The organism is Pseudomonas sp. ADAK2 TE3594 (genome assembly GCF_053628675.1).
The window spans coordinates 3,257,326-3,274,824 of the sequence record NZ_JBRJGV010000001.1 but is presented as its reverse complement, the minus strand read 5'-3'; the positions used below and the strand labels follow the sequence as shown (position 1 = coordinate 3,274,824).

General features: G+C 58.7%; 9 protein-coding genes. 3 read left to right on the top strand and 6 right to left on the bottom strand.

Features of this window, described 5'->3' with window-relative positions; genetic code table 11:
* Window positions 1-112: 112 nt before the first annotated feature.
* Together AB7M22_RS14340 and AB7M22_RS14335 are read right to left on the bottom strand one after the other, a co-directional pair.
* Complete coding sequence (locus AB7M22_RS14340) at window positions 113-427, bottom strand: SCP2 sterol-binding domain-containing protein (RefSeq protein WP_007898209.1); 315 nt, start codon at window positions 425-427, stop codon at window positions 113-115.
* 64 nt (window positions 428-491) lie between these two features.
* Window positions 492-1,202, bottom strand: a complete 711-nt coding sequence (locus AB7M22_RS14335) for a histidine phosphatase family protein (RefSeq protein ID WP_454186793.1) — start codon at window positions 1,200-1,202, stop codon at window positions 492-494.
* A 202-nt stretch (window positions 1,203-1,404) separates the two neighbouring features.
* Between AB7M22_RS14335 and sohB the strand changes: the two genes are divergently transcribed.
* On the top strand, window positions 1,405-2,427 hold the full coding sequence (gene sohB / locus AB7M22_RS14330; protein WP_454186792.1) for a protease SohB: 1,023 nt from the start codon (window positions 1,405-1,407) through the stop codon (window positions 2,425-2,427).
* Window positions 2,428-2,510: 83 nt separating this feature from the next.
* Here sohB and AB7M22_RS14325 read toward each other — a convergent pair whose 3' ends face one another.
* Both AB7M22_RS14325 and AB7M22_RS14320 read right to left on the bottom strand, forming a co-directional pair.
* The gene (locus AB7M22_RS14325; protein ID WP_401171260.1) at window positions 2,511-3,005 is read right to left on the bottom strand and encodes a DUF934 domain-containing protein; all 495 of its coding nucleotides are present in this window, start codon (window positions 3,003-3,005) and stop codon (window positions 2,511-2,513) included.
* Window positions 2,989-4,647 (bottom strand): nitrite/sulfite reductase, encoded by a 1,659-nt coding sequence (locus AB7M22_RS14320; RefSeq protein WP_454186791.1) that lies wholly within the window; start codon window positions 4,645-4,647, stop codon window positions 2,989-2,991. Before AB7M22_RS14320 ends, AB7M22_RS14325 begins: the two co-directional genes overlap by 17 nt.
* Before the next feature lie 523 nt (window positions 4,648-5,170).
* Here AB7M22_RS14320 and AB7M22_RS14315 point away from each other — a divergent pair.
* On the top strand, window positions 5,171-6,256 hold the full coding sequence (locus tag AB7M22_RS14315) for an ABC transporter substrate-binding protein (protein ID WP_454186790.1): 1,086 nt from the start codon (window positions 5,171-5,173) through the stop codon (window positions 6,254-6,256).
* Between the two features lie 122 nt (window positions 6,257-6,378).
* Here AB7M22_RS14315 and AB7M22_RS14310 read toward each other — a convergent pair whose 3' ends face one another.
* Window positions 6,379-6,600, bottom strand: a complete 222-nt coding sequence (locus AB7M22_RS14310; protein WP_223485208.1) for a DUF2970 domain-containing protein — start codon at window positions 6,598-6,600, stop codon at window positions 6,379-6,381.
* 177 nt (window positions 6,601-6,777) lie between these two features.
* Here AB7M22_RS14310 and AB7M22_RS14305 point away from each other — a divergent pair, with 177 nt between their 5' ends.
* Window positions 6,778-13,416: an NEL-type E3 ubiquitin ligase domain-containing protein gene (locus tag AB7M22_RS14305; protein WP_454186789.1), complete on the top strand. Its 6,639-nt coding sequence runs from the start codon at window positions 6,778-6,780 to the stop codon at window positions 13,414-13,416.
* 250 nt (window positions 13,417-13,666) lie between these two features.
* On the opposite strand, the gene metH is transcribed toward AB7M22_RS14305, so the two are convergent.
* Window positions 13,667-17,377, bottom strand: coding sequence for a methionine synthase (gene metH / locus AB7M22_RS14300; RefSeq protein ID WP_454186788.1), 3,711 nt, complete (start codon window positions 17,375-17,377; stop codon window positions 13,667-13,669).
* Between the last annotated feature and the right edge of the window lie 122 nt (window positions 17,378-17,499).

Genomic DNA, 17,499 nt, shown 5'->3' with positions numbered 1-17,499 from the left:
GTCGGCAAATCCACAGATAGCCGTTTTCCGAGGGCGAAAACGACGAATCCCGCCACGAGGGGCGGGATTCGTTTGCAGCCAGACGTGCTCCCGAAAGACGGGAGCGACGTGCTTAGGCCGGGAACAGCTCGGACAGTTTCATGGCCAGCATCATGTCGCCTTCAGCGCGCAGTTTGCCACCCATGAACGCTTGCATGCCGTCGGTCGAACCGTCGACGATGCCTTCCAGGGTTTCGCCGTCCATTACCAGAGTGACCTGGGCGTCCGGATTCTCGCCTTCTTGCAGTTCGCAGGTGCTGTCTTTGACGATCAGCGAGAAGTGCTTGGTGTCGTCGATGCGGAAACCGAATACCAGGTCCAGACCGGCAGCAGCGGCTGGGTTGAACTTGGCTTTCATTGCTTGTACGGCATCAGCTACGGAGGTCATGGTTCGATCCTTTCTTGGGTAATAAGAGCTGGGTGATTACAGCCAGGGTCACAATAATCCGGACTCAGCGAAACGTGATGAGTTCCGGGGCCTTCAGCAGTTGCAGGTGTGCATGACTGTTGAAGGAAGCCAGGGCCACCTCGCGACCACGAAACTTGAGCAGGTTGAGCGAGGTGTTGACGATTTGCCAGTTCAGTTCAAAGGCCTGCTTTGCGGGCATTTGCGTAATGAGGTGGAGCAGGGCAGTGATGGTGCCGCCGGAGGTGAACACGGCGATTTTCTGGGTATTGTCGGCTTGTTCGAGCAATCGATGCAGACCGGCCTGCACGCGTTCGACAAAGCCCAGCCAGCTCTCCAGGCCCGGTGTGTCGTAGGTACCGGCGAGCCAGCGCTCGATGATCAAGGCAAAGATGCGTTGGAATTCAGCACGGTTTTGTGCGGCGTTGCGCAGGATATCCAGCGCGTGTGGCTCGTCCTCCAACATGGCCGGCAGCAGGGCACGGATCACCGCGTCGGCGTCGAATTCGTTGAAGGCGCAATCGATTTCCAGCACCGGCACCGGCATCCCGACGGCGGCGAACTGTTCCAGCGCGCTGTTGGCGGTGTGTTGCTGGCGGCGCAGGTCGCCCGACAGGCAGCGATCGAAGCTGACACCGAGTTCGGCCAGGTGCTGGCCGAGGAGTTCTGCTTGGCGAATACCGGTCGGCGACAGGACGTCATAGTCGTCTGCACCAAAGGAGGCCTGGCCATGTCGAATCAAGTAGATGCTGCCCACGTCCGCGTCATCCCGGTACGTTGAAGGTTTGGCGAGGTTATGAGGATGACAGTGAGCTGTCAATGAAAAAACATACGCTTGTTTGAAATGCCCGTTACAGGCCTGTTGCCAAAGGTTTCATGACTGGTCGCCGGGCCAGCGCATGGGTATGCTGGAGGTATCCCGCGCGTGTTCAATCCGCGCATTGATTGAAGGAGTCCCTGTGGAGCTTTTGTTCGAGTACGCCATTTTCCTGGCCAAGACCGTGACTCTGGTGATCGCCATTCTGGTGGTCCTGGCCAGTTTTGCGGCGTTGCGCAGCAAAGGTCGGCGTAAGCCGGCCGGCCAACTGCAAGTCAGCAAACTCAATGATTTCTACAAAGGGCTGCGCGAACGCCTGGAGCAAACCTTGCTCGACAAGGATCAGCTCAAGGCGCTGCGCAAGTCCCAGGCTAAAACCGAGAAAAAGCAAAAGAAGAAACCCGAGGCCAAAGCACGGGTGTTCGTGCTGGATTTCAACGGTGACATCAAGGCATCGGCCACTGAGAGCCTGCGCCACGAAATCACCGCGCTGCTGACCCTCGCCACGCCAAAGGATGAAGTGGTGCTGCGCCTGGAAAGCGGCGGCGGCATGGTCCACAGCTATGGCCTGGCGTCTTCGCAACTGGCGCGAATTCGTGACGCCGGCGTGCCGTTGACCGTGTGCATCGACAAGGTCGCGGCCAGTGGCGGCTACATGATGGCGTGCATCGGCGAGAAGATTATCAGTGCGCCGTTCGCGATCCTCGGCTCGATCGGCGTGGTGGCGCAGTTGCCCAACGTCAATCGCCTGTTGAAAAAACACGACATCGACTTCGAAGTACTGACGGCCGGTGAGTACAAGCGCACCCTGACCGTATTCGGCGAAAACACCGAGAAAGGCCGGGAGAAATTCCAGGAGGACCTGGACATCACCCATCAGCTGTTCAAGAACTTCGTTTCCCGCTATCGCCCGCAACTGGCCATCGATGAAGTGGCCACGGGTGAAATCTGGCTAGGCGTCTCGGCCCTGGACAAGCAACTGGTGGATGAACTCAAGACCAGTGATGAATACCTTGCCGAACGAGCCAAGCAGTCCGAGCTTTATCACTTGCATTACGCCGAACGCAAAAGCCTGCAGGAGCGCATCGGTATCGCGGCCAGCGGTTCGGTTGATCGCGTGTTGCTGAACTGGTGGAGCCGGTTGACCCAGCAACGCTTCTGGTAAACATCTTCCGGCCATCGTTTACGCCGGACACAAAAAAGCCCTGAAACGGATGTCCGATTCAGGGCTTTTTGTTGTACGCGTACTTAGCGGCGACGGAACAGCGGCAGCGGTTCGTCGGTAGCAGCCTGATAGGTCACCGAGAAGTCCTTGAGGCCTTCAAGGGCTTCGTACGGGTCTTTATCGGCGCGAATCGCAAACGCGTCAAAACCGCAGCGGTGCAGGTAGAACAACTGGTCGCGCAGCACATCGCCAATCGCCCGCAATTCGCCTTTGAAACCGTAACGGTCGCGCAGCAGGCGGGCGTTGGAGTAGTTGCGTCCATCGGTGAAGGCCGGGAAGTTCAAGGCAATGACCTGGAAATTATCCACGTCGTCACCGATTTCTTCGGCTTCTTCATCGGCATCCAGCCACACACCCAGGCCGCCATCGCGGGCCTTGAGCATACGGCTGTGTTCGCGCCACAGCTGCAACGGGACGATCAGGTCGTCGCAGTTGCTGATCTCGTCGATGTTGAAATCTTTCGGCAGCAAGTGCCAGGTTTCGTCGACGACTTCGTTGTTCTTAATTATTCGCTGCATAGACGCGCTCCTTGAAGAGGTCGATGCCGATACGCTGATAGGTGTCGATGAAACGTTCGTCTTCGGTACGTTGTTCGATGTACACGTCGATCAGCTTCTCGATCACGTCAGGCATGGCTTCCTGTGCGAAAGACGGGCCGAGGATCTTGCCCAGGCTCGCATCGCGACTGGCGCTGCCACCCAGGGACACCTGGTAGAACTCTTCGCCTTTCTTGTCCACCCCGAGAATGCCGATGTGGCCGACGTGGTGGTGACCACAGGCATTCATGCAGCCAGAGATGTTCAGGTCCAGCTCGCCAATGTCGAACAGGTAGTCCAGGTCTTCGAAGCGGCGCTGGATCGACTCGGCGATCGGGATCGACTTGGCGTTGGCCAGGGAGCAGAAATCGCCGCCCGGGCAGCAGATGATGTCGGTCAGCAAACCGATGTTCGGTGTGGCGAAACCTTGCTCGCGCAATTCGCCCCACAGGGCAAACAATTGGCTCTGCTCGACATCGGCCAGAATGATGTTCTGTTCGTGGGAGGTGCGCAGTTGGCCGAAGCTGTAACGATCGGCGAGGTCGGCAACGGCATCGAGCTGCTTGTCGGTGATGTCGCCCGGCGCAACGCCAGTCGGCTTCAGGGACAGGGTCACGGCCACATAACCCGGCTTCTTGTGCGCCAGGGTGTTGCGGGTGCGCCAGCGGGCGAAGCCTGGGTGCTGTTTGTCGAGCTCGGTCAGTTCGGCCGTCTGGTTGTCCAGGGACTTGTAGTCCGGATCAACGAAGTGTTTGGCCACGCGATGCACTTCGGCGTCGGTCAACGTGGTCTGGCCACCGCGAAGGTGTTCCATTTCCGCGTCGACTTTCTGCGCGAACACTTCAGGCGTCAGGGCCTTGACCAGAATCTTGATCCGCGCCTTGTACTTGTTGTCGCGACGGCCGTAGCGGTTGTAGACCCGCAGAATGGCGTCGAGGTAGCTCAACAGGTCTTGCCATGGCAGGAACTCGTTGATGAATGCGCCCACCACCGGCGTACGGCCCAGGCCGCCACCGACCAGCACACGGAAACCCAGTTCGCCCGCGGCGTTATGCACCGGCTCAAGGCCGATGTCATGGACTTCAATGGCCGCACGGTCGGACGTCGAACCGTTGATGGCGATTTTGAATTTACGCGGCAGGTAGGCGAATTCCGGGTGGAAGGTGGTCCACTGGCGGACGATTTCGCACCATGGACGCGGGTCGATCAACTCGTCGGCCGCGACACCGGCGAACTGGTCGGTGGTGACGTTGCGCAGGCAGTTGCCGCTGGTCTGGATCGCATGCATCTGCACGGTCGCCAGTTCAGCCAGGATGTCCGGGATGTCTTCCAGCGCCGGCCAGTTGAACTGCACGTTCTGCCGGGTACTGATGTGGGCGTAGCCCTTGTCGTAGTCACGGGCAATTTTGGCCATCATTCGCGTCTGGCGCGAAGTCAACTGGCCGTAAGGCACCGCGACACGCAACATCGGCGCGAAGCGCTGGATGTAAAGGCCATTTTGCAGGCGCAGGGGGCGGAATTCTTCTTCGCTCAGCTCGCCTGCCAGATAGCGTCGGGTCTGATCACGGAACTGCTTGACGCGGTCCTCGATGATCCGCTGATCGTACTCGTCGTATACGTACATATAAGTCCTGTTCTCAGGCTTGGGCCGGTCGGATCCAGTTGCGTTTTTCGCTTGCTGAAGTCTCCGATACAGCCTCGGCAATTCTGCGCGCACGGCCGCGCACTCCCAACGGAGCCGACGCAAGATACCAGTTTGCAGTTATGCGCAAAAGTGATGTTTGAGTATATGCAAAGAACCAAAACGACTAATGAAACTCATAGGTGCAAAACCCACATTTGTGGTGCGGGCAATCATCGTCTTAACTGTGCTCGAGTCTTTATGCAATCACCGATAAAACCGACAAGAGGCGATGCAATGAGCAACCCAACCAAAGCAGGGAAAAGCGATAGCACGGTCGATGCCTGGGCGATTTTGTTCCTGATTATCCTGGTCGTGGGCACAGCGGTGTTCTGGGTCAGCCATCAATAAACGACCCCGTCCGGGCCCGGCGCCGACGATTGTCGGGCAAAAGCCGGAATAAGCGCCGTTCCAGAAACTTCGCTGGCTATAATGCGCAGCGGATTTTCGGGGGCTCGGACGTTTAATGTTGAAGTTCATCTGTGGTGTTGTGCTGGCGCTTGGTACGGTCTTGGGACCGTGTGCCCAGGCGGCTTCCGTATTGTTCCTCAATCCCGGGACTACCCAAGAGGTGTTCTGGGTCAGTTACTCGCAGTTCATGCAGGCCGCAGCCAAGGACCTGGGCATGGATTTGCACATCCAGTATGCCGAGCGAAACGCTGAAATCACGCTCAAGCAGGCCCGCGAAGCCCTGCAAGGGTCGAATCGACCGGATTATCTGGTGTTCGTCAACGAACTGTCCGTCGCGCCCGAAATCCTGCGTCTGGCTCAAGGCAGCGGTGTGAAGCTGTTTTTGGTCAACAATGGCCTGACCCCGGACCAGGTGCGCCTGCTCGGCGCCCAACCAGACAAGTACCCCGACTGGCTGGGCAGTCTGGTGCCCAATAACGAGGAGGGCGGCTACTTGATGCTCAAGGAGCTGATTCGCCAGCATCGCCCAATCGCACCCGGTGAAGTCATTGACCTTGTGGCCTTTTCCGGCCTGAAGCTCACCCCAGCCGCGCAACAGCGTGAGAAGGGCATGATGCGGGCATTGGCCGAACACCCTGAAGTGCGGTTGCGCCAGTTGGTCTATGGCGGCTGGACCCGCGAGCGCGCCTATGAACAGGCCAGGTTATTGTTCAAGCGTTATCCGCACACGTCGCTGGTCTGGTCGGCCAACGATGAAATGGCCTTTGGCGCCATGCAGGCCTACGCCGAAACGGGCGGCCAACCCGGCAAGGACGTGCTGTTCAGCGCCGTCAACAATTCACCGACCGCGTTACAGGCGCTGTTGGAAGGGCGGTTGAGTGTGCTGTTGGGCGGGCACTTCACTCTGGGGGGTTGGGCCCTGGTGCAACTGCATGACTACGATCAGGGGGTGGATGTCAGCCAGTACGGTGGGCGTGACCGGCAGATTCCGTTGTTGCAGCTGATCGATCGCGCGCAAGCCAGGCGACTGCTGGCCTTGAGTACCACTCAGGATTACGGCGTGGACTTTCAAAAGCTCTCGGCCAAGGGGCGACCGACGTCGTATCGCTACCCGTTCAGCTTGCAAGCCCTGATGCATTGAATCGTTCAAAAAGCGGCTCAATCCCTAATGCCAGTCAGTTAAGGTGCACAACTTGTGGGAGCGAGCAGGCTCGCTCCCACAGGGGCTGCGGTGTTCAAGTCCTTGACTGACTGGCATCAGGCTCAAACCCCCGCCAGATGCAGTACCAGTTTGACGATGCCAAACAGCGTCAACGCGAACACTGCCGTGAACAGAATCCCCAGAATCACGAAATGACTGGGCTTGCCGTGAGTGAAGTCCCGGGCCCGGTTCTTCCCGCTCTGTACCCCGAACGCTGCCGCCATGACGCTGTGCAGCATCTGCCAGAAGGTCGGCGGTTTGTTGTTGTCGACTGGATCGTCCATAAATCCCTCGTCTCAAAGTATCTCCCCAAAGCATAGCCAATTTGACGATTCGTGCCGTGGCAGGCTCGCCCGGATCGAAGTCATTCGTAACAACTTGTCGGTATAGCGATAACTATCTACCGCAGATGCGTTTTCCTGAAATGGTGTTCTGTCGCTCCATTTATCAGGAGAGACACTATGCCCGCCACGCCCCCATCTTCATCTTCCACGACGAAGACCCCACTCGTGCCGTTAAAGCCACGGGTTTCAGAGAGAACCAGTATTCATGGCGAGCTTCTTGAGCAGATGGCTCCCGAATGGCTGGTTAATGCCACGCCAGCAAGACGTCATGCGATGAAAAATACCGGCACGCGTCTGCCAGATTGGTATCAGCGTGCATCCCTCACGCAACAGCAGGCACTGAGAGAACGTTTCAACGCCAGTTTTACCTCACAGACCCGGTTGGACAAGACGATGTCGACACTTCAGGACATCGATAGCTTCGCCGAACCGTTGCTGATCAAGGCACTGAAGGATCAGTTCGGTGCAGACGTAGACGTCAACCGAACCTTGGTATGCCTCAGGCGACCACTGGAAATCAGTGATCTCGAAATTGAAGTTGCAAATTTCGAGGTCATGAAGCTTTCGCTGTTGCAGGCCGCGTTGCATAACTTTGAAGCTGCCGAGTGTGAGCAGGGGGCTTTTCATAAAAAATCCGGCTTCGTGGTAGAAACATCGACACCCGGCACATTCCAGCTAGTTACTGTTGGATTGACGGTGAGTCAATTCCTGACACTGTGTCGTCGTCTGGATATCGGAGCGAAGTATCAGACTTACGTGAAGGCATTTTTTCAGCCCACGGATGTGCAGTCGGAAACGACACTGCGCCAGCAATTCATTACCAGCCAGAAAGAGGCGATGAGGGCTGCTGCCGAACTGGCCTTGCTGAAAAAGGACATCGAGCGCAAAGACTACGAAATGATCCTGTCGGTTATTGATGGGGACGTTCATCCCTGGCAGGGCAACAAACAAGTCTGGTTTCGCGACCTGAGTTTGATGAAACACAGAATGACAGGCTGCGTGGTGTTCAGTATTTGTGAGAAATATCGCTACACCGATGAATTCATTGTTTACATTCCTCATGATCCGCACCACCCGCTCAAGCGCTACACGCCTTCGCAAATGCGTGAAGCGTTCACGCGCCAATTTACGGCCCGGGATGCATCAGCTTCCAGTGCAGGGGGCGTGACCACCTACCAACGCTTTTTCAGCCAATTCGTGGCCTACGCTGACCGTCCTTACTACTTTAGCCAGTTCACTCGTAAAGCCGCGGACGCGCCTGCTGATCCCTTGCATTCCGTCTGGTGGAAAGTCGTGCAGTTCATTCCGCCGTTTTCTACCGTCGCGCGCATTAAAGAGCTGCCTCCCGAACGGCAGGGCAATCGGGAACCGGTCGACGACCCTTATCTCAACCCCGGTGCTGTTCTGCGCAAAGGGTCTGCCGGCATCTGGGCTGACAACATTGATCTGTGGACCTATCTCTACGAACAAAACTGCGACAAGGTCATTGCCGATGCGCGCAGCCATGCAGTTCCCACTGCGGATGTCGATGCGAAAGTGCGCGCGGAAAAACTCAGTCATCTGCTGGAAATCGGCATGCTGGCATTGAACATGGTGTCAATGTTCGTACCGGTGTTGGGCGAGGTCATGATGACGGTGATGGCGGGTCAACTGTTGTACGAATCCCTGGAGGGGGCGATCGAGTGGAGTGAGGGCGATCGCAACGCAGCCAAGGCACATCTGATCGATGTGGCAGAAAACCTGGCGCTGATCGGCGTGATGGCGGGCGTGGGCAAAGGGCTGGGCAAACTGACAGCGGTGAAGCCTGAACCTGTGATCGAGAGCCTGGAGCAAATCAAGCGACCCAATGGCCAGACCCGTCTATGGAGGCCAGACCTGGGCGCCTATGAAAGTGACGTTGCGCTGGGTCGCAACTCCAGCCCTGACTCATCGGGACAACATCGGGTAAACGGCAAGACCTATATCCGCCAGGCAGGCAAGGTCTATGAAACAACCTACGATGAGCCGCTGAAAAAATGGCGCATCAAACATCCGGCCGACGCAGATGCCTATCAGCCAATACTCGAGCACAACGGCCACGGTGCCTGGCGCCATACACTGGAGCGTCCGCTTGAGTGGGATCGTCTGACGCTGCTGCGGCGCATGGGCCATGTGACCGAGGCGTTGACCGATGGGCAGTTGCTCAAAATCGCCGACGTTGTTGGTGTCAATGACAATGCCTTGCGCAAAATGCACCTGGATCATTTGCCTCCACCGCCTGATCTGGCTGACGCCTTGCGGCTGTTCGCGGCTGATGTCGGGCGGGCTGAGGCCAGCGAGCAGGTCAGCAGTGAGCCAGTCATCACCCTACTGCAGCGAACATGTCCGGGACTAGGCGAAACCGCTGCACAGCGGGTGCTGCTGGATGCCAGTGCGGAAGAACTCACGCGCCTGAAAACAACGCGTCGAGTTCCGTTGAGAATACTCGAGGAGGCCCGTTGGTATGCGCAGCAGGGGCGTGTCAGTCAGGCCTTTGCCGGTCTGCACCTGGAGCGCATGGCCTCGGCCGACAGTAAATGGCTCGCACTGCATGCACTGGAAAAATTGCCGGGCTGGTCCGGCGAGGTGCGCCTGGAGATTCGCGACGGCCACATCAACGGCCCGCTGATCGATGGCATCGGCAGCGAGACCGCCGCGAGCCGCAAGTATGTGGTCAAAAAGGGGCCGGTCTACCAGGCGTTTGACGAGCATGGCGAGGCACTCAATAGTGTGCCCTCGCAGGGCGATAACTTTTTTGCCTCGATCATGCACGCCTTGCCCGACGAATCGCGCCGGGCACTGGGCGTTCCACACGTCAGTCAAGGCGCTGATTTGCAGGGGGCAATGATCGACTCGGCCATCGAACATCGAGCCGAATTGGCGCAACGGCTGGAGGCACGTTCGGGCAGGAACAAGACGTTCAAGCCACCCGTACGAGTGACGGAGCGCACCGTGGGTTACTACGCCAGCGGACGCGGGCAAGGGCTGAATCCGTCTTTGGTGACTCGCGTACGGGATGTCTATCCGCAGCTCACCGATCAGCAGGCCAATGGATTCATCCTCAAGCAGTTGCGAGAAGGTAAGAGCGACGCACAGATTTTCAGCCATTTGCAGACGCGCATGCGTGAGTGGCAGCAGCTTGAGACCGTGCTGGACCAATGGGTTAGCGAGCCAGCGTCCGAGTCGATGTTGCGCACTTTGTTAGGAGGCAAGGCCGCTGCTGCGCGAAACATCAAGCAGGCCTGGCGCAATGCACCGCTGGCCGAGGAGCAGCCGCTTTTGCGTTCACTGGAAGTGGTGTGTGACGACCCGCTGCCTTCACTGGCGGCAGATTTTTCACACGTGGATGGGCTGCTGCTGTGGGGGCAGTGTGTGACGGACGCCAATGTCGATGCATTGCTGGGCGCGTTTCCCAAGTTGAAACGCCTGCGAATCAATTCAACCAGCGATGCGTTGACCAACGTGCCCGAAGCGTTGAGCGGGATGCCCGACCTCACGGGGCTGAGCCTGTCTTCGGCGGTGCCCTACGCGGTGGATATGCCGACGCGATTGAGTGCGCTGACGACGCTTGAAGATCTCAGCGTTTACTCCTCTGGTTTCGCGCCGCTGGCACTGGATGTCAGCCGCATGCGCAACCTGCGCAGCCTGGAGGTGCTGGCACCTTCGCTGTATCAATGGCCTGCAGGTGTGCTTGAGCTACCGCACCTGGTACGCCTGAATCTCAGAAGCACAGGGATCAGGACATTGCCCGACGGAGTGTTCGAAGGGCATGAAAATCTTTGGTCCGGGTTATCGCTGGACTGGTCGAAGTTCGTCCGTGAAAACTTCAAGCCGGCGTATGAGTACGTCAGCAATCACCCCGAACATCTCATTGATCGAGAGGAGATGGTCAGGGATTACTGCCGGGGGGAACTGAATCGGCTGGCTGACGGCATGAACGAGCCGTCCATGAGCTTGTACAACAGTTTTGTCGAGCAATGGCAGGGGCATCAAGCAAGGTTTGCAGCAGTGGACGCCTTGAGCGAACAGTTCCGTGTACTGGATGGGCAACTGAACGACTGGGCCAGTCGTGCGATGCAGCAGAAAATGGATCTGAAGGAAGTGATAGGAAGGTCATGGGCGGCGGCTTTCATCAGGACGTGCTGGCGCAACGGTGCATTCAAGCGCTACGGCTCGACTGGCGATGCCACGGCGCTTGATTTGCCGAAAGTCCAATTCAGTGAGTTTCCCCAACTGCCTGCCGGTGCCTTCGATCATGTTCAAAGACTTTATTTGAAAGGGGTGCAGGCGCCTGCTGAACAGTTCCGCGGCTTTATTCGAGGGTTTACCGAGCTGCAAGCCCTCGATCTGAGTGGTAATGAATTGCGCGAAGTGCCGATTGCAGCGGGCGATCTTGTGAAGTTGACCCGTCTGGACCTCTCCGGCAACCGGATCGTCGTCGGTCCTGAGGTGCAGCTCGCGGTCGATGGCCTGCGCGCAGTCGAATCCCTGGACTTGAGCAACAACCCGCTGAACGCGCTGGACGTCAGTCGCCTGTCTCGCCTGAAGACCTTGAACTTGCGGGGCACGGACCTGCGGCAATGGCCAACGGGAACGCAGGATCTGCTGCAGTTGGCCTGGCTGGATTTGCGTGGCAGCCATATTTCTTCGCTGCCGGCAGAGCTTGCGGATGACGTGCTGCTCAAGAGTCAGCTGACCGGCATACCCTTGACCCCGCAAGCCATGGCGGCGCTGAAAGCGGCCCGCCAGCGCATCGAGATTGCCAAAGGCCTGCCGGCCGGCTCGCTGGAAAGGTTCGATCTGGAAGAGGTGTCGGCCACTTTCCCTCCGACCGAAAGCGGTTTCTCCATCGCCCGGCATCTGCTGCCCGTGCCGCCAATCCCTGTAGGCGAAGGCAGCGAGCTGTTGGCAAAACGCCTGCAACGATTGAATCCGGCACTTGCCGACGATGAAGCGTTGCAAGCAATCGAGCAGATGCGCACAAGCGGAGCAACGGATGTACACATCATCGATCGGCTTGACGAATGGGACCAGACGTTCGAAACGCTGACGCGCCAATTGAATGGTTGGTTGTATACGCGGGAGTCTAGCGGCGCGGGATGGAGAGTGTCGGCGGAAAGTCGCCGGGTGGCTGCCATGCGAATCCTCGAGTGCTGGCGCGAAGGGCTGAATGGCGCGGGAGGCACGATGGGCGAGGCGTTGAATCTCAACGGTCTGCAATTGGGCGATCTTCCCGAATTGCCGACCGTGTTCTCCCACGTCGACACGCTGGACCTGACGGGTGTAAGGCTGTCCCAACAAGGGTCGGATGGCTTTCTCAAGGCCTTTACCCAAGTGAAATCCCTGAAACTCAACGGCAATGGTCTGCAAGCGTTGCCTGAGCCCATCCAGAGCATGGGCAACCTTGAGCGGTTGGAGCTTTCCGCAAACCGCTTCAGCGATACCGGGCATTTGTATGCCGCGTTGAACCGGCTGGAACACCTGCAATGGCTGGATCTGGGTTACAACGCCCTGGACGACTTTGATGTCGCCGTGTTTGAGCGACTGGAGACGCTCGATCTGCGTCACAACAACCTGACCGAATGGCCGCAAGGCGTGCTGGACGCCAACCATCTCAGCGCATTGAACCTGAGCAGCAATGACATCACTACGATCCCTGCCGAGGCTCTGGATGGCAGCCATGATGCACTGATCTCCGGCACGGACCTGAGCGAAAACTACAATGTGGCGCTTGAAAGTCTTGAGCGACTCCGCGATTACCGCGAGGCAGGTACTCGCGAAACGGTGCTGGGGCTGTCGCCTACTGATCTTGACGACATGATTGCCGAAGCCAGCGGTGATGGTGATGGTGAAAGTGAAAGCTTCGAGTCCGATGAAAGCCTGCCCGAGATACCACCGGATTTTGCCCAAAGTGCGCCGTGGCTGGCCAATGCTTCGCCCGAGGACCTGTCCGGCAAAACGCTCGTCTGGAATCAACTCGCGGCCGAACCGGACAACGCTGCGTTCTTTCATTTACTGTCGCGATTGCAGGATACGCAGGAGTTCAGGGTAGCGAATGCCGACCTGACACGCCGTGTGTGGACAGTCATGGACGCGGCGGCCGGCAACGCCGAACTCAGAGAGGTCCTGTTCGCCAGTTCCAACACCCATGGCACCTGTGTCGATGGTCGAATCCTCACCTTCAGTGGGCTGGAGAGCAAAGTGTTCACGCACAATGCCTTGCTCCAGGTTCCCGCCGGGCGACTGGCTGTGAAGGGTGAGGCACTGTTGAAATTGTCCAGGCAACTTTTCCGACTGGACAAGGTAGACGAACTGGCGACAAAAGCCGTTGCGCGCAACGGTCGGGATGAAGCGGAAGTGCGCCTGGGTTATCGAATCGGTCTGACGAGTGGCTGGAGCGACGGCCTGGAGCTACCGGGACAGCCGACGCACATGACGTACGCCTCGGGTGTCACACCGCGGCAACTGGCTGACGCTCGCGTTGAGGTCATCAATGCGGAACAGTCCGACGGGTTTTTTGAAGACCTGATCCAGCGTGATTACTGGGTGGCGTACCTCAAGGAAAAATACCCGGAAGAGTTCAGGAAGCTCGATGAGGCGGAAATGTCGGAGGAGGGTGACAGCGCCGATGACGCAGCATTGATGAGCAGGCTTTTTGACCTGGCGGCGGCACGCAACAGCAGGATGATCGAACTGTCGCGCAAGGAGGTCGACGCCTCGAATAACCCAAGCGTCTGACCGCTGCCTGTAGGCGCGAGCTTGCCCGCGATGCGGTCTCAAAAGCGCTATCGCGGGCAAGCCTTGCTCCTGCAAATGCACGAGTGCCAGTGGCCAACGATGTTGAATATGACGGCCTCTTCGCGGGCAAGCCCGCTCCCACAGGGATTTTTGTCGTTCACAAAATCCTGATCCACCCCCAATCCTGTGGGAGCGGGCTTGCTCGCGAAGGCGCCCCAAAGGACGCCATCGCAGCAAGCCTGATCCGGGATTACTCGTCGTAGCCCAGGTTCGGTGCCAACCAACGCTCGGTCACGCTCAATTCCTGGCCTTTGCGCGAGGTGTAGCTCTGCACCTGATCCTTGTCGATCTTGCCCACGGCGAAGTACTGCGCCTGTGGGTGAGCGAAGTACCAGCCGCTGACCGCTGCCGCCGGGAACATGGCGTAGTGCTCGGTGAGGAACACGCCGCTGCGGCCGGCCTTGAGTTCTTCCGCTTCCGGGTCCAGCAGCTTGAACAGCGTGGCTTTCTCGGTGTGATCCGGGCACGCCGGGTAGCCTGGAGCAGGGCGGATGCCGGTGTATTGCTCTTTGATCAGCGCCTCGTTGTCCAGCGTCTCGTCCTTGGCGTAGCCCCAGTAGTCTTTACGCACCTGTTGGTGCAGCCACTCGGCACAGGCTTCGGCCAGACGGTCGGCCAACGCCTTGACCATGATCGAGTTGTAGTCGTCGCCTGCTTCCTGATAAGCCTTGGCCACTTCTTCTGCGCCGATCCCGGCGGTGGTGATGAAACCACCCACGTAGTCGGTCACGCCGCTGTCCTTCGGTGCGACGAAGTCGGCGAGGGAGAAGTTCGGTTTGCCGTCGGTCTTGATGATCTGCTGGCGCAAGTGGTGCAGCTTGGCCAATGGCTTGCCGTCATCGCCGTAGACTTCGATGTCATCGTCGCGCACCTGATTGGCCGGCCAGAAGCCGAACACCGCACGGGCGCTGATAAGTTTTTCGTCGATCAGCTTGGCAAGCATTTCCTGGGCATCGGCGTACAGTGCGGTGGCGGCGTCACCGACCACTTCGTCTTGCAGGATGCGCGGGAATTTGCCGGCCAGGTCCCAGGAGATGAAGAACGGTGTCCAGTCGATGTACTCGGCCAGAACCTTCAAGTCGATGTTGTCCAGCACCTTGGCGCCGGTGAACGTCGGTTTGACCGGTGTGTAGCTGCCCCAGTCGAACTGCGGCTTCTTGGCGATGGCTACCGGGTAGCTCAGGCGCTCGGTACGGGCGCTGCGGTTGGCGGTGCGCTCGCGAACGTCGATGTATTCCAGGCGAGTCTTCTCGACGAAACCGGCCTTCAATTCCTTGGACAGCAGTTGCGTCGCCACGCCCACGGCGCGGGAGGCGTCGGTGACGTAGATCACCGCATCGTTGCTGTACTTGGGTTCGATCTTCACCGCCGTGTGCGCTTTCGAGGTGGTCGCGCCACCGATCATCAACGGCAGATGGAAGTCCTGACGTTGCATCTCGCGGGCCACGTGAACCATTTCGTCCAGTGAAGGCGTGATCAAACCGGACAGGCCGATGATGTCGCATTTCTGTTCTTTGGCGACTTGCAGGATTTTCTCCGCCGGCACCATTACGCCGAGATCGACGATGTCGTAGCCGTTGCAGCCCAGCACCACGCCGACGATGTTCTTGCCGATGTCATGCACGTCACCCTTGACCGTGGCCATCAGGATCTTGCCCTTGGCTTCCGGCTTGTCGCCTTTTTCCAGCTCGATGAACGGGATCAAGTGGGCCACGGCCTGCTTCATCACGCGGGCGGACTTCACCACCTGCGGCAGGAACATTTTGCCGGCGCCGAACAAGTCGCCGACGATGTTCATGCCGGACATCAGTGGGCCTTCGATCACTTCGATCGGGCGCGCAAAGGACTGACGCGACTCTTCGGTGTCTTCCACGATGTGGGTGGTGATGCCCTTGACCAGCGCATGTTCCAGACGCTTGTTGACGTCCCAGTTGCGCCACTCTTCGGTCTCGGCTTCCTTGACGCTGCCATCGCCCTTGTACTTGTCGGCGATGGCGAGGAGGGCGTCGGTGCCTTCCGGGGTGCGGTTGAGGATCACGTCTTCGACGGCGTCGCGCAGTTCGGTCGGGATCTGGTCGTAGATCTCCAGTTGACCGGCGTTGACGATGCCCATGGTCAGGCCATTGCGGATCGCATACAGCAGGAACACCGAGTGAATCGCCTCGCGCACCGGGTTGTTGCCACGGAACGAGAACGACACGTTCGACACGCCGCCGGAGGTCAGGGCGTACGGCAGTTCGTCGCGGATGTAGGCGCAGGCGTTGATGAAGTCCACAGCGTAGTTGTTGTGTTCTTCGATGCCGGTGGCCACGGCGAAGATGTTCGGGTCGAAGATGATGTCTTCCGGCGGGAAGCCGACTTCATTGACCAGAATGTCGTAGGAGCGTTTGCAGATTTCTTTCTTGCGCGCTTCGGTGTCGGCCTGGCCGGCTTCGTCGAAGGCCATCACCACCACTGCGGCGCCGTAGCGTTTGCACAGTTTGGCGTGATGAATGAACTGTTCGACGCCTTCCTTCATGCTGATCGAGTTGACGATGCCCTTGCCCTGGATGCACTTGAGGCCGGCTTCGATCACTTCCCACTTGGAGGAGTCGATCATGATCGGGACGCGGGAGATGTCCGGTTCACCGGCAATCAGATTGAGGAAGGTCACCATGGCCTTCTTCGAATCGAGCATCCCCTCGTCCATGTTGATGTCGATCACTTGGGCGCCGGCTTCGACCTGCTGCAGGGCGACTTCCAGGGCTTCGGTGTAGTTGTCTTCACGGATCAGACGGGCGAACTTGGCGGAACCGGTGATGTTGGTGCGCTCGCCGACGTTGACGAACAGCGAGCTGCGATCGATGGTGAACGGTTCCAGGCCCGACAGGCGGCAGGCCTTGGGGATGTCCGGAATCTCGCGCGGCGCATAACCGGCTACCGCTTTGGCGATGGCTTCGATGTGGCCCGGCGTGGTGCCGCAGCAGCCGCCGACGATGTTCAGGAAGCCGCTTTGGGCGAACTCTTCGATGACCTTGGCGGTTTCTGCCGGCAGTTCGTCGTACTCGCCGAATTCGTTAGGCAGACCGGCGTTCGGGTGCGCGGAAACGTGGGTGTTGGCCTTGTTCGACAATTCTTCCAGGTACGGACGCAACTCGCTGGCCCCGAGGGCGCAGTTCAGGCCGACGGAGATCGGCTTGGCGTGGGCCACGGAGTTCCAGAACGCTTCGGTGGTCTGGCCCGACAGTGTGCGGCCGGAGGCATCGGTGATGGTGCCGGAGATCATGATCGGCAACTCGACGCCCAGTTCTTCGAACACGCCTTGCACGGCGAAGATCGCCGCTTTGGCGTTGAGGGTATCGAAGATGGTTTCGATCAGGATCAGGTCGGCGCCGCCTTCGATCAGGCCTTTGGTGGCCTCGGTGTAGTTCTCCACCAGCTCATCGAAGGTCACGTTGCGGTAGCCAGGGTTGTTGACGTCGGGCGACAGCGAGCAGGTGCGGCTGGTCGGGCCGAGTACGCCAGCGACGAAACGCGGCTTGTCCGGGTTCTCGAGAGTTTTCGCATCGGCAATCTTGCGGGCCAGGCGAGCGCCTTCTACGTTCAATTCGTAGGCGAGTTCTTCCATGCCGTAATCGGCCATGGAAATCCGGGTGGCGTTGAAAGTGTTGGTTTCCAGAATGTCGGCGCCGGCGTCCAGATAGGCCTTCTCGATGCCGCCAATCACGTCCGGGCGCGTCAGCACCAACAGGTCGTTGTTGCCTTTGACATCGCTCGGCCAGTCGGCGAAGCGTTTGCCACGGTAATCCTGCTCCTCGAGCTTGTAGCTCTGGATCATCGTACCCATGCCGCCATCGAGAATCAGGATGCGCTCTTTGAGGGCGTGCTTGAGAGCTTGAAGGCGAACGCTGCGATCGGACATTTGGACTACTCGGTAAGGCCATGACGAAGGGGCGGGATAATAACAAACCTGTGCGCTTTTGGAGCATGTACGGGTTTTGCATGAATATCGTTCATGTTGGTGCGCAAGCCAGACCGGTAGAA